This window comes from Clostridium manihotivorum (assembly GCF_004015185.1).
GTDB lineage: Bacteria > Bacillota > Clostridia > Clostridiales > Clostridiaceae > Clostridium_AR > Clostridium_AR manihotivorum.
Genome location: NZ_CP025746.1, coordinates 162,937 through 177,227 on the forward strand (window position 1 = coordinate 162,937; position 14,291 = coordinate 177,227).

Annotated in this window: 13 protein-coding genes and 1 tRNA gene; 4 read left to right on the forward strand and 10 right to left on the reverse strand. The window is 31.5% G+C overall.

Annotated elements, in window-relative coordinates; translation table 11 throughout:
• Positions 1 to 43: 43 nt before the first annotated feature.
• The 3 genes from C1I91_RS00760 to C1I91_RS00770 all read right to left on the reverse strand — a co-directional run bounded on the left by C1I91_RS00760 (position 44) and on the right by C1I91_RS00770 (position 4,404).
• Positions 44 to 118, reverse strand: a tRNA-Arg gene (locus C1I91_RS00760).
• A 123-nt stretch (positions 119 to 241) separates the two neighbouring features.
• A complete protein-coding gene (locus C1I91_RS00765) occupies positions 242 to 3,550 on the reverse strand; it encodes a YhgE/Pip family protein (protein ID WP_164880400.1) in 3,309 nt (1,102 codons plus the stop codon).
• A 278-nt stretch (positions 3,551 to 3,828) separates the two neighbouring features.
• Positions 3,829 to 4,404 carry a TetR/AcrR family transcriptional regulator gene (locus C1I91_RS00770; protein ID WP_128210782.1) on the reverse strand — a complete coding sequence of 192 codons (576 nt, stop codon included), beginning with the start codon at positions 4,402 to 4,404 and terminating at the stop codon, positions 3,829 to 3,831.
• Between the two features lie 366 nt (positions 4,405 to 4,770).
• On the opposite strand from C1I91_RS00770, the gene C1I91_RS00775 reads away from it, so the two are divergent.
• Positions 4,771 to 5,658 (forward strand): phosphatidylserine decarboxylase, encoded by an 888-nt coding sequence (locus C1I91_RS00775; protein WP_128210783.1) that lies wholly within the window; start codon positions 4,771 to 4,773, stop codon positions 5,656 to 5,658.
• A 58-nt stretch (positions 5,659 to 5,716) separates the two neighbouring features.
• Here C1I91_RS00775 and C1I91_RS00780 read toward each other — a convergent pair whose 3' ends face one another.
• Both C1I91_RS00780 and C1I91_RS00785 read right to left on the reverse strand, forming a co-directional pair.
• On the reverse strand, positions 5,717 to 6,865 hold the full coding sequence (locus C1I91_RS00780; RefSeq protein WP_164880401.1) for a Card1-like endonuclease domain-containing protein: 1,149 nt from the start codon (positions 6,863 to 6,865) through the stop codon (positions 5,717 to 5,719).
• A 165-nt stretch (positions 6,866 to 7,030) separates the two neighbouring features.
• Positions 7,031 to 7,315, reverse strand: a complete 285-nt coding sequence (locus C1I91_RS00785) for a hypothetical protein (protein ID WP_128210785.1) — start codon at positions 7,313 to 7,315, stop codon at positions 7,031 to 7,033.
• A gap of 422 nt (positions 7,316 to 7,737) precedes the next feature.
• On the opposite strand from C1I91_RS00785, the gene C1I91_RS00790 reads away from it, so the two are divergent.
• On the forward strand, positions 7,738 to 7,971 hold the full coding sequence (locus C1I91_RS00790) for a DUF1292 domain-containing protein (RefSeq protein ID WP_128210786.1): 234 nt from the start codon (positions 7,738 to 7,740) through the stop codon (positions 7,969 to 7,971).
• Between the two features lie 160 nt (positions 7,972 to 8,131).
• Here C1I91_RS00790 and C1I91_RS00795 read toward each other — a convergent pair whose 3' ends face one another.
• The 4 genes from C1I91_RS00795 to C1I91_RS00810 all read right to left on the reverse strand — a co-directional run bounded on the left by C1I91_RS00795 (position 8,132) and on the right by C1I91_RS00810 (position 10,651).
• Entirely contained in the window at positions 8,132 to 8,956 is an 825-nt protein-coding gene (locus C1I91_RS00795) for a pyridoxamine kinase (RefSeq protein WP_128210787.1), read from the reverse strand.
• A gap of 18 nt (positions 8,957 to 8,974) precedes the next feature.
• Positions 8,975 to 9,490, reverse strand: coding sequence for an ECF transporter S component (locus tag C1I91_RS00800; RefSeq protein WP_128210788.1), 516 nt, complete (start codon positions 9,488 to 9,490; stop codon positions 8,975 to 8,977).
• A gap of 81 nt (positions 9,491 to 9,571) precedes the next feature.
• Complete coding sequence (locus tag C1I91_RS00805; RefSeq protein WP_128210789.1) at positions 9,572 to 9,970, reverse strand: bacteriohemerythrin; 399 nt, start codon at positions 9,968 to 9,970, stop codon at positions 9,572 to 9,574.
• A gap of 312 nt (positions 9,971 to 10,282) precedes the next feature.
• Entirely contained in the window at positions 10,283 to 10,651 is a 369-nt protein-coding gene (locus C1I91_RS00810; RefSeq protein ID WP_128210790.1) for a VOC family protein, read from the reverse strand.
• A 345-nt stretch (positions 10,652 to 10,996) separates the two neighbouring features.
• Here C1I91_RS00810 and C1I91_RS00815 point away from each other — a divergent pair, with 345 nt between their 5' ends.
• On the forward strand, positions 10,997 to 11,731 hold the full coding sequence (locus C1I91_RS00815; protein WP_128210791.1) for an MBL fold metallo-hydrolase: 735 nt from the start codon (positions 10,997 to 10,999) through the stop codon (positions 11,729 to 11,731).
• A gap of 294 nt (positions 11,732 to 12,025) precedes the next feature.
• Here C1I91_RS00815 and C1I91_RS00820 read toward each other — a convergent pair whose 3' ends face one another.
• Positions 12,026 to 13,585, reverse strand: coding sequence for an FAD-dependent oxidoreductase (locus tag C1I91_RS00820; RefSeq protein WP_128210792.1), 1,560 nt, complete (start codon positions 13,583 to 13,585; stop codon positions 12,026 to 12,028).
• Between the two features lie 263 nt (positions 13,586 to 13,848).
• On the opposite strand from C1I91_RS00820, the gene C1I91_RS00825 reads away from it, so the two are divergent.
• Entirely contained in the window at positions 13,849 to 14,244 is a 396-nt protein-coding gene (locus C1I91_RS00825) for a DUF1259 domain-containing protein (protein WP_128210793.1), read from the forward strand.
• Positions 14,245 to 14,291: the final 47 nt, after the last annotated feature.

Genomic DNA, 14,291 nt, shown 5'->3' on the forward strand with positions numbered 1-14,291 from the left:
AAAAAGCTACAAACAAGTTATACACTCATTTATAGCCTTTTTTTGGTATCCCCAGTAGGAATCGAACCTACATCTGTCCCTTAGGAGGGGACTGTTCTATCCATTTAACTATGAGGACATATCTAGTTATTTGAAAAATACATACTAATTTTAAACCTTTCTAACATTAAAGTCAAGATATGAAAAAAACTGCTGATAGAAAACTCCATCAGCAGTTTATATTAAATATCCCTACTATATACTATGCTGCTAATTCTTCCTTTTTACCTTCTATTAGCTTTACAAACTTTTCTCCTCTTTCTATGAAGAGAACAGCTACTGTTATAAATACTACCAGATATGCTAACATAACTAAAGAGCTATGTGCTATAACTGATATATCTGAGCCTGATATAGCCTCTCTTAAGCCTGAAATAGCATAAGTAAATGGAAGGTATGGATTTAGTACTGAGAAGAATTTTGGTACTAACTCTAATGGGAATGTACCTGCACAGGTTGTTAAGTTAAATATAAGTAATACTATTGCAAGTAACCTTCCTGCATCCCCTAGCAAGGATATAAGTGCTTGTATTATAGCTATAAATGTGAAAGATAGTAGTATATTGAATCCAAAATAAGCTATCATATTCGTTGGCTTAAGACCTAAGAATAATACTACAACACTTACTAATACAGCTTGTAGGAAGCCTATAAAGGTATATGAGAAGTATTTACCCAAAACTCTTGAAGCAGAACCTGCATTCATTCCATCGGCAACCTTTGGTGATATTACAAAGAACATCATTATTGCACCAACCCATAAGGATAATGGGATAAAGTATGGGGTAAATCCACTACCGTAGTCTTTCACTGCATTTATAGCATCTGTGCTTACCTTAACTGGTTCTGATACAAAGGCACCCATATCTTCACTTGAATTCTTAAGCTTAGTGTTTAGTTTTTCAGAACCTTCTCCTAACTTGTCTGATAATTCCTTAGAACCATCTGTAAGTTTAGTAACACCGTCTGAAAGCTCTGGCATCTTACCATTCAGCTGTCCTAAGCCATCATTTAACTTCGCTGATCCATCATATAATTGGCCTACACCACTTATTAATGTAGGAACAGATCCATTAAGTTGACCTAGCCCTCCAGCTACTTGGCTTGATCCATCATATAATTTATTTACAGCTCCATCTACAGTTTGGATACCTCCAGTTACTTGAGTAGATCCATCATATAACTTTTGGATACCTTGTGTTAACTGTGGAAGCGAAGCTATCAAGTTCTGTGCGGTTTCAAGATTTCCTTCTGTTAAAGTTCTATTAGCTATTTCCAATATATCTGCATTATTCTTCAAATCTTGTTGAAGTCCCTTAACTTGGTTTGCAAGCTCAGGTGCTTTTTCAAGCATAGCTAAAGTTTGAGGTGTACTAAGCTGAGCTATAAGAGGCTTAGCTGTATCAATATCATTCTTGACCTTTGCTAGCTTTGGAAGCAGTGCTTGAACCTTAGGATCTTGAGTACTTGATATTAAATCATTTATTAAGTTTAAGTTATCTTGATTCTTTGCCAAATCGCCTTGAAGTTCATTAGCTGTTTGAGTAAGCCCATATAAAGCTAATGCATTATCATCGGTCAATAAAGGTTTAATATTATTTGCTAAAGCTAAATTTTTATCTAAATCAGCTCTTAAGCTTCCATAGTTAGACAATAGTCCTTGAATCGCTTGAACTTGGTCTGCACTAATATTATTTAGTGAACTAGATAGACTTAGTAAGTTATTAGCATTTTGAGCAGAAGCTTGGGCTAAGCCTTGAATCAATTGGCTATACTTTTTCAAAGTATTTATATTATCTATATATGGCTTAACATTCATACTGCTCATCTTAAGGATTGCTGGAGCAGTCTTATTTATATAGTCTTTGTATGGTTGAGCTTGGCTATCAGTTAACTTTCCTGCTGCAACTAAAGCATCAAGTCCATTTAAAAGCCCATCCTTTTGTTGTTTAAATGTATCTGTATTAATCTGACTTTGCATATTTTGTATGTCTTCTAAGCTTTGCTCTAAGTTTGGTAAGTCATTCATAGTATTCTGTAAAGCTTGTTGAGCACTAGTATCTTTACCAAAGGCAGCCGAAGCTTGTAGAAGAGAGCTTAATTGTGCTTTGTTTGAAGCTACATTACCTAGTGCCTGGCTTACTGCACCAGTATTTATAGTTCCAAAAGAGTTTATTGTTGCATTTAACTTGTTTACATTATCTATGGTAGCTCTCAAATCAGAGAAAGTTTTCTTCATAGCATCACTTGACGACATTATTCCTGCAAGTTCTTTAGGTAATTTGCTTTGTACTCCAGTGAGCATAGCTTGAAGCTTGTTTGCATCATTAACTAACTTTGTAGCATTGGCAACTCTAGTCTGTAAGGCTTGTTGGTTTTCAGCCTTTGAGAAGTCCATTTGAGATAAAACGAGCTGTATTGAAGGTTTGCTCATTATAGTCTTTATGCCTTCATCACTAGCTAATTGCTGTACATCATCCATTGTGCTTTTAACTAACTTAACGTTAGTAGTATTTAGAGAGTTAAGTATTGAAAGATCTTCATTGGATACCTTTTTTCCTGCTGTTATTACAGCTCTAACCTTTTGTAGATTCTCAACATTTAGAACCTTTTTAGGATCAAGCTTGTTAAGACCTAGACTTACAATAGTATCTTGACCTTGCTTAACCTTATCATTTAACTGTCCTAGTGCATTAGTTATCTGACTTGAACCATCAATTAATTTAGGTACTCCAGCTGAAGCCTTTAACTGTCCAAGACCATCTGTTATTTGATTTGATCCATTATAAAGTTGAGATACTCCGCTTGGCATAGCAGATGTCTTATCTTTTAATTGACCTATACCATTCTTTAGTGCAGTAGAACCATCATTAAGTTGAGCGATTCCATCCTTCATAGTAGGTACACTGCTACCTAAAGTATTTATACCATCATAAAGTTTCTTACTTCCGTCTGCAGCTTGCTGCATTCCATCTTTTAGTTCATACATATTATCAAAAGTAACCTTAGTAAATTCTTTTGATATATTAGATGAAATTTTTTGTTGTATTGCTAGTTCAACTTTTCCTCCAATTTGTGAAGCAAGAAAATTCTTTTTATCGTTAGGCACAAACTTAATCTCTGGTGCTTCTGGTTTGTGATCCTTAGATCTTATTATTTTACTAGAAAAATCTTCTGGAATTACAAACATTGAATAATATTTGCTTCCACTTAGCCCATCCTTTGCATCTTGTAAGGTCGTAAAGTTCCACCCTACTTCCCTATTATCTTTTAGTTCTTTTACAATATCATCACCATAGTTTACAGCCTTACCATCATTCTCAGAACCCTTGTCTAAATTGACAACAGCTATTGGAAGATCTTCTAATCTTGAATATGGATCCCAAAAGGCTGCTAGATAAAGTAAGCTGTATAATAACGGTACTATGATGATTGCTACTACAGAAACTCTTATCAGCCTGTTTCTAAATATGCTAGAAATGTCTTTCCAAGCAATTTTAGCAAATTTCATATTTCCACCCCACTTTTCATAAGTTTTGTACTGACTGGTCAGTTTCATTTATACTACATAGTACAACTTTTTTCAAAGCCAATTACAGGCGATTATACTAATATAAACCTCGTAAACTAAATAGAACTCAATATTTCTCTCAATATCCTAAATATACCTATTTTGTATGTGTATTAAATAGTCCCGTATCTATTATATGAATCTTTATGGAAAAGATAGTTTTCTAGACGGTAAAAAAGGCTACTGACAAATGTCAGCAGCCCTTAAAGTATAATAGTTTAAGATTTATTAATTTGTAACCCTCTGAAATTATAATCTATTAGGTTATCAATAATGTTCTCTAAGTTTATCTTATCTATATTCAATATCTCGTATATAGCAGCAGATATTAAACTTCCAAAAAAAGCATAGGCTAAAAAAGAAGTATCTCCCTTCCTTATAAGCCCTGTATCTGAAGCTTCTTTTATGTAAACTTCAATGCTATACACATACTTTTGCAATTGATTTCTAAGTTCAAACTGTCTTAGCTCTTGGCCCCACAACTGACTCATTATAACCTTAAAAAATTCCTTATTTTTATATAAAAATGAGAGTTGTATCTTACACACTTCTTTAAGCTTAAATAATGCATCCCCTTCCAAGTCTTTAACTTGATCTATTTCTTCATGCATAAGGTTTATACCCTCAGTAATTATGAAGTTAAATATTTCTTCTTTACTTTTAAAGTGATAATATAATGTGCCTTTTGCAACACCTGCTTCTAGAGCTATTTCATCCATAGTAGCACCATTATAACCAGCTTTTGAAAATATACTTATTGCAGCTTCAAAAATTATTCTTTTGGTTTTATTCATCTTAACTCACTCCGTAATTTTTATTGACCAGCCAATAAAAATATATAAATTTAGGTAAACTACTTATATCTAAACATTATATACATATTTTATACATACTTATTTATCTTAAATATACAATATTTAGATAGTATTAACAATATCTATTTCAAGATATTATTGTTGACCAAAAAATCTGATATGATACAATTAAGTGAAAATATGTGGTATATATTTATATAAAGATGTAATACTTTGATCTGAAATCTATTTTAAAAGCTCCTCTGGGTTCTGAGAGAAGAATTTGAAACTATAAATTTTATTGCTAAGTGGTACATCTAATATGCTATATGTATCAAATATATATTTAAAAGGTGAGGTAAAACTATGATTAAGATCTACGATAGAAAAACAAAAAACTATGAGGAAGAACAGGTTGCTGGATTAAACTATTTAAAGTGGTGTTATGAATCTCCTGTAGGAAAAAGCTTAACAGAGCTTTTTATAAAGCGAAAGCTTTTCTCAAAAGTGTATGGTTATTATTGTGATTCACCTTTAAGCAAGAAAAAGGTAAACGAATTTATAGATGAATTTAATATAGATATTAATTTAGCAGTAAAAAAGCAGTCTGAATTTACAAGCTTCAACGACTTCTTTTGTAGAAAATTAACCTCTGAAGCTCGTCCAACAGATATGAACAAAGATGCATTAGTATCTCCAGGTGATGGAAGACTATTTGTATATGAAAATATAGACTTAGATAATATAGTTCAGGTAAAAGGTCTTACTTATTCTCTAAAGGAATTAATAAGTGATGATGCTGTAGCAAATGAGTACGATGGAGGAACCTGCATACTGCTTCGTTTATGCCCTACTGATTACCATCGTTTTCACTTTATAGACTATGGAACTTGTGGGGAAACAAAAAAAATAGATGGTAGCTACTATTCAGTAAACCCTATAGCTCTAGAAAAAGTACCAAAGCTATTCTGTCAAAACAAAAGAGAATGGTCTCTATTTAAATCAGAGAACTTTGGTGACATACTTCATATAGAAGTTGGTGCAACCTGTGTTGGTACAATAATTCAAAGCTATACTCCTAATAAAAAGGTAGAAAAAGGAGCAGAGAAAGGCTACTTCAAGTTTGGTGGTTCCACTACTATATTATTCCTAAAGAAAGGCGTAGCTAAAGTCCATAATGATATAATAGACCAAACTAAGCTAGGCTTTGAAACAAAAGTAACTATGGGTGAAACAATAGGCATAAAACTATAACATCTAAATACGATCTTCTAAAGGATAAAAAACCTCTCACTAAATTTAATGAGGGGTTTTATCTTAATACTATTTTTCTTAATTTCTCTTCAAAGCTATCTCTGTTTCCATCAAATATTACTACACTAATGCCCATTTCTTTCGCTCTTTCAAGCACAGGTTTTTTTAATGGCATTTTAGTAGCAACCAAAATCTTAATAACCTCTTCTCCACCTAACTGATGAGCATAAACATTTAGTTCATTCAATGCAACTTCATCATATTTCCCTGAGTCCTTACAAGAAATGCAAATCAAAACAGTATCCTTTATAGCTACTACATCTAATTCATTCTTTACCCTTGACTGTTCATCGTCCCATAGAAATAACATACCACTCTTAACATCATTAACTTGCTGTATTCTTTCGATTACCTTCCTTGTATAAGTTTCTAACCAAGATCCACTCTTAAAGATGAAGGTTTTTATATAATTATTTAGAAACTTTATATTTACATACTGTTCATGTTCTATAATATAATCGATTTGATTTTGATTTTTAAGAAGCTTTAGTATTGAATTATATATATTTATCTCTTCTTCTGTAAGAAGGCTCATATCTAGCCCCATAACCGTAGGGTCTGCTTCATTGTGTATAAAAACCTTTGGATCGTATAGTCTATGTTTTAATCTTTCCCAAGTGTCTAAATTATTTGATATCAAGTCTATTAATTTTTCTATTATATCATTGCTATTGCTTTCCATAGAATCAACTATTATGGATCCCCCTATGCTTTCAATCATATCCTTAATATTTAAATCTTCAAACTCCTCATCCACTATATTTATAACATCTTCATTAAAGCTAGTGAGCTTCTTATTTTCAATATCTAAATATACGCAAGGAAAGTTATATTGCTTTGCCAAATGTAGTAATATTAATGAATTAAGTCTTTGGCCTCTTGTGAGATTTATTAATACCTTATTATTTTTATATTTTTCAACAATAGCTTTGATTGATTCTATATCGAGCTTTTCTATTACCTTGGTTACAAATATAATGTTTGGAAAGTTCCTAGAATAGTATTTTCTTAATCCTTCTAATTGGATGTCAGTATCATTATCCTTATCACATATAAAAACAACCTCTTTAGGTTGAAACCTCTTAGTTGCTATTATACTAGCCTCATTATGTGTATCAATTAAATTCAATAAAATATCATAATTCATACAATCACCTCTTAGGTGAAATATACCACCCCAAGTAATGAGGTGGTATATTTCTTTAATATCCATAAAAGCTTTTCTATTTAACCATTAATGTATTTTTGAAGTTTATTACTTTACAAGTGAACCAATTAACCTTTAGGAAAGAAAGTTTCTAATAATATATTATTAAAACATTCCGAATTTCTTGTGATTAGATCTTGTAAGTACATAAGCCACTGAAGCCACTGATACAGCAAAACCAACACTAGCATATATGCACTCCTTCATTCCCCAATCCTCAAACATATTATGATGCTTTGCATTATTAGAATGATGATCATACTCCTTTTGTTCGCAATGATCATATTCCATATATGCTGATTCTAAATCCTCTTTTGGAAAAGGTGCTCTCTTATATTTCATAAGATGTCTAAATTCTTTATTAAGATTTACTCCTACGCTTCTATTCATTTCTACCGTTTTGTAAAACTAAAATACTCTGCAAATAACTTCTAGAGTTTAATTTTACTTCCTTATTCACCGTGTCCGATTTTGTATATTTAATACTATCTTCGTATGGTCTGACACTCCAAAGGCGTAACTTCGGATGAAACTCACCCTACATATAAGCATATGGTCTATAAATATGCTCATTCCAACGGTTTTTCAGCTCCTTTCAAACTTATTGACCATATTTTCAAATTAAAATGTTTTTTATCATTATAAGTTTCAATATAAGGATGCCCTAAATATTAATATTTAAGTCATAAAAATCATGGTTTAGTTTAAATTTTATAATAATAGTTATTTCTATTTTATTTTTATAACTCTCATATAAATCGGATTTATGTAAATAATAATCTTATAACTTTAATAGAAAGGAGCAATTTATTATGCCACAACATAGAATAATGAGCTTTACTGATGAAGATGGCAATAAGGTAGAGTATAAGATCTTAGATCAAGTTTTAGTAAACTCTGCTGAATATGTTCTTATGTGTCCTGTTAATGATGAAAGTAGTGTGGAGATATATAAGATAAACTTCGATAAACACTGGAATGAATCTCTAGAAGAAGTGGAGAACCCTGATATAATTAACCAAGTAAAACAAAGCGCTCACATATGATAGCATATTAGCCCAGACTAACTAAATCAATCTGGGCTAATATAATAATCTTATTCTCTTTATTTTTCAGGAAATAATTTATTACATAAACTGATAAAATCTTTTTTACTAACTCTAACTTAATCTTTGGTGCCGCTAAAATCCTCTGTTATAATTAATTTTAAATAAGTTCTCTAATCAAGTCAGCATTTGCTAAAGGCAGTCCTTCCATTGGATTCAGGCCCTCATCATTTAGTATATTTATTGCTTTCTCTACAAGATTTATAGCTTTACAAACAGAGGTTTCTAAATCCTTTCCTTGAAGCATACTTCCTATGAGTACAGATGCAAAAGCGTCTCCTGTTCCAGGATAGTATCCATCTAAAGTATCTCTGCAATACTCTTTTATCGACTCTGAACTACTATCATATAAAAAGGTACTTATCCTCTCTCCCTTTAACACTGAAGTTAAGACAATCTTTTTAGGCCCAATTAAAGATAGCTTACTTAAAATATCTAAAACTTCACTATCTTTTGGATTTTCATTATACTCCCTTCCTAGCAAAAGGTAAGCTTCAGTAAGGTTAGGCGTTATGATATCAGCATATGGCAGAAGAGATTTTATATTTTCTATACTTTCATCACTTATAAAGCTGTACGGCTTTCCATTGTCACCCATTATAGGGTCCAATAAAACAATATTATCCTCAGCCTTGAACCTATTCAAAAACTTCTTAGCGAAAATAACTTGATTTAATGAAGTAAATAATCCTAAATATATTCCATTAAAACTTAGTTTCAGTTTATCCCACTGATCAAGATATTCATCTAAAAAAGCATCATTTCCGATATTCTTTACACCTTTAAACCCACCATGACTTGTGAAAAGTGCTGTTGGAATAGGATTAACCTCAATTCCCATATTGTACATTATAGGAATTGTATTCATTAAAGCTGCTCCACCAAAGGATGGTAGGTCATGCATTACAGCAATTCTTTTTCTCATCACTTATGCTCCTTAAACTTATAACCCAATATTAGCTTTCTTAGTTATTGGTTTTATTATTGATGTTACCACTAAGGAAAATATTATTCCTATTACAGAAGTTGCAATAGATGTTAAAGTATGCTGAAGTGCCACTGGAAGGTTGTAGAAAACTAGCCAATCTACAAAGAAATATCCTATTAAAGAAACTATAGCCCCTACAAGGAAGGCAAAAAGATTCTGAATAGGACTCTCGCCCTTCTTGCTTCCTAAAAAAGCTATTTTGCCAGCGCTATAACCTTGAAGCCCCTTTATTATGAATGTAAATATAGCATAAGATGCATAAGCTGGATCTAATAAATCAAACAACCCGCATCCTATAGCCCCAGCAAAGCCTGCTTCTGGTCCTATCATTACAGCAGAAATAAAGATAGCTGTAGTTCCTAGATGTATCATAGTTTTTGCTCCACCTAAGTTAAGTGGTATATTAATATAGGTAGCTACAAAACATAAGGCTGCTAATAAACCTATATAAACAACATTCTTTGTCTTCATAAAATCACCTCTATTAGTATATTTATACACTATTATAGGTGGTTGTTATCTTTTGTAAAGTGTATCGATACAAAAAGTCCTTTAATGAACATCCTTAACATACTGTTTATCTTTCTGGAGTATGTGCTGCTTTATCCATATAACAACAAAGTCTAAAATATCTGCTATATATTTATCTTGATTATCTTTTAGCTCGTTAATGTCTATACTATCTATCTTTTCAATAAAATAATCATGCTGTAACTTGTGGCTAAATATCTGTTTATGCTTTATACTTTCCATAAACTTTTCCTCTTCAGAAAAATGAAACTTAGTATAATATTTTAATTCATTTATTACTGATTGTATTTCTTTATACTTATCCTCATAGAAACCGCCATTGACAATTTGATAACATTTATCAGCTATCTCAAATAACTTTCTATGCTCATTATCTATTTTATCTATTCCAGTTTCATATTCTTTAGTTAATTCGTACATATACTTCTCCCCTTTACTACAAGAATATTAGCTCTAAATAACTATACTACTACTTAAGTTATATCTGAGTTATTTATCTATAACATTGACAAATAAACAAATTAACTTAAGAGACGATTAGTTTGTTTTTAACTTCAAAAAAACTTCTTAAAGTCTCTTAATATTTATTCTGTATTTAAATTATTTGTATTAAATTGATCTTTTACGACCTTAAATACAAATATATTATTGCAGTATACATTATTATTTACTTCGTTGTATTTAATATGAAACAAAACTTCAGATTTATATTAATAAACCTGAAGTTCTCTTTTATCTTGTTGGGATTATTTCTATCCAATATTCATCTGGATCATTTATAAAGTATATACCCATCGCTTTATTTTCAAAGCATATGCATCCCATTTTTTCATGAAGAGCGTGAGCAGCTTCAAAGTCATCTACCTTTAATGCAAGATGGAACTCATTATCTCCAAGATTATATGGTTCTTTCCAATCTCTAAGCCATGTAAGCTCTAAAGTATGAGCTGAAACTCCATCACCTAGATAAACCAATATAAAGCTTTCATCTGCTGCAACTTTTCTTCTAACTTCTTTTAAGCCTAATGCCTCTTCATAAAATGCTAAGCTTTTTTCAAGATCTAATACATTTATATTATTATGATCAAATCTAAAATTCATTATGTTAACCTCCCCAAAATTTAAATAATAACTATTTCAATATATAAGTTTATTTTCTTAATTATAATTATATTATAAAAATTAGTGGTAATAAATATTTATGATAAGCAAAAATAACTAATCATCTTTTATTATCAACTTTTGCTTACTTTAAAATATAAAGTCTTTATAAAAAGTATGGCTGAAGTTAGCTTTTTATAAATTAGATATTACTTGATAATTAGCAAGATGTCCTTATTTACATATATTATACATAGTCCTATAATATGGTATATAGCACGTTTAATTTAAACAATTTTATGCATAATAAAATTGAAGCAAAATTTATAGGAAAGAGTGATATATATGAGCAACTTTAACATAAGAGCAAATTACCTTTTTAATAGTGGTTTTTCAGTAGAAACAGAAAACTATCTTTTAATCTTTGACTACTTTAAAAATACAGTAGATAATGATATAAAAGACAGAACTACTGGTGCTATAAGTGAAGACGACCTACAAACTTCTAAAAAATTAATAGTCTTTTCTTCTCATAGTCATGCAGATCATTTCAATCCAGTCATCCTTGAATGGGAAGGAATAAGGCCAGATATAAGATATGTACTAAGCAGTGACATTCAACCAAATAGCAATAGTAAAAACATAAATATTATGAATCCTTATGAAACCTTAAACCTTCTGGGAATAGAAATAAAAAGTTTTGGCTCCACAGACCTCGGAATATCTTTTTTAGTTAAGGTAGATGGAGTGAGTATCTTCCACTCTGGAGACTTAAATTGGTGGTATTGGTGGGATGACACTAAAGAAGATATAGCTGAAGCTGAAAGATTATTTAAAGAAGAGATTTCTAAAATAAAGGGCAATCAGATAGATATTGCTTTCTTCCCAGTAGATCCAAGACTAGAACACAACTACTGTGCAGGTGGTGAATACTTTATAAAAGAGCTTTCACCTAAAGTCTTTATACCAATGCACTTTGGTGAAGACTATGCTACCACTGAAAAGTTTAAAGAAAAAATGGCTGACTCTGATGTTGATGTAAAAACAATTAGCGGTAGAGGAGAAGAGTTTAATCTATAACTTCGGTTAATACAGGCGAAATAAGTTCATTTTTTTACTGTTTAACCCAAATAGCTATTGTAAATCCTTTATACTGCTAGGCTTAGATAACAAAAAAACTTATACTGGTCTCAATAGAAAAAAGTCGCTGAAGGTCTTCAGTGACTTTTTTGGGCCTATAAGCTTTTCCTGAACATGCGTTAAGAAATTCAATTAGTCAACATAATTTTATTTTTTTTAAATTAGGCTACATTTAATAATATTATTGAAATTAAGTGGTTAAGAAGGAGATGCTATATGAGCGAGCAATTATAATTAAAATATATCTGGTTTTACCTTATTCTCTATTTCACCACTATTGCCTAACTTATTAAAGGCAGGTCCTTCAACATTATCACCATCATAATTAAACCTAGAGCCATGGCAAGGACAGTCCCATGTTTTTTCGGCTTCATTCCATTCTAATTCACAGCCTAGATGAGTACATGTAGTATTAACAACATGAAGGTTGCCATCTTCATCGCGATATGCCCCTAATCTTTCTCCATTCACCTTTACAACCTTAGCTTCTCCATTTTTCACTTCAAGTTCTTCAGGTAATGCTTCAAGCTTTCCCTTTATAAGATTTTTAGCCACATCTAGATTTGTTTCTACTATCTTAGGTACCGAAGATATATCAAATCTCGAAGGACTATATACCTCCTGCCATTTATTCTTTCCGTCAGCAATTAAATCTGTAATAATTATTGCTGCAGCAGTACTGTTAGTCATGCCCCACTTACCAAAGCCGGTTGCAACAAAAACTCTAGATGTATTAGAATTGATAAGACCAACGTATGGCAGGTTATCTATAGTTATACAGTCTTGAGTAGACCACCTATATAGTACACTTTGCAAGTTAAAGTTATCCTTTGCAAACTTGCCTAAGTTATCATAATGAACATTAGTTTTATTTTCCGCTCCTGTCTTGTGGTGTTCCCCTGCTATTATTAATATTTCACCGTCATCAAACCTTTGAGAGCGTATAGATCTTAGTGGCTTTTCTGCTGTTATAAACATTCCATCAGGCGATGGTACATTTGATTTAACTCCTATTGCATAAGACCTTTCAGAATGCATTCGTGCAAAGTACAATCCAAGTCCATCATAGCAAGGAAAATGTGACGCTACTATAACTTTAGAAGCAAAAACCTTTTTGCCATCATCTGTTTTAACTATGCATTTATCACTGCTATCATCAACATCAACAACCTTTGTATGTTCGAAGATACTACTTCCGTCTCCTGGTATATCCTTAGCTAATGCAAGTAAGTATTTTAATGGATGAAATTGTGCTTGATTATCAAAGCGAACAGCCGCCTTTGTATCAAAAGGTAATGGAGCCTTATCTAGATAAGTGGCTTTTATTCCTAAGTTTGAAGCCGCTTTAACTTCATTCTCAATCTTCTTTATATATTCATCAGACTGAGTATATATATAAGCTTGCTTCTCTTCAAAATCACAATCTATATTCTTTTCTTTAATTAAATCAGCGATGAAATGAATAGCATGTTCATTTGCTTCCGCATACTTCCTAGCCTTATCATGTCCTACACTTTTTGTAATTTTGTCATAAATTAACCCATGCTGTGAAGTTATTTTAGCAGTTGTGTGCCCAGTAGTTCCATGGGCTATATTATTAACCTCTAAAATAGCTACCTTAAAGCCTCTTCTCTTTAAAAGAAACGCAGAGGTTATGCCAACCATTCCCCCTCCTATTATTGCAACATCTACATTGATATCTTCAGCCAAAGCTGGATATTCAGTTTTATCAACTGAGGCAATCCAATAGGGCTCATGATTGCTTAAAAATACATCCATGTTATTGTTACTCATATTAATCCTCCAAACTAATATATTTATAAACTACATTTATAATTTACTAGTTGGGAAAATTTATGTATTAATCTAGATTCATTAAATATTTATACGTTAATATTAATTCACTTTTATTTGCAACGCTTGTACCAATATCCCCTTACCCTTCATATAATATTATATAAACTCCTATATTACATAGGAAATCTAGCTTAATAATACACTTGTTGAAAGTTACTAAATTGGGTTTCCTAAAAAATTTATAGGAGGATTTAAATACTATGGAAAAATGCAATCTTTGTGCAGAATTTGCGAAAACTCTTGGTGCAGAAATATTGATATCTAACAAGAGATTATGTACCGTTACCTTTATGAGAGATATAGATGCAGAAATACTTGGAAGACCAACCCATTCACCATTGGCTTTAGCAGCCATGTTCTCTTTCGAATCTATGGATAGAGAAGGTAAAGCACTTAACCTAGGTGAAACAGTTATCTTACAAAGAGAAATTAATGATTTTATCAGTGTTCTTAGAAAGTATGGAATAATTGTAACGGCCCTACACAATCACTGGCTGTTTGAGGATCCAAGACTTATGTATATTCACTTTGAAGCTATAGATCATCCTTTAGCTTTTGCAAAGAAGGTAGCTGAAGCTCTTAAGGTTTTAAAATAGATTAACTTTTCTATATACAAATAATAAAGAGTTCCTATAGCGAAACT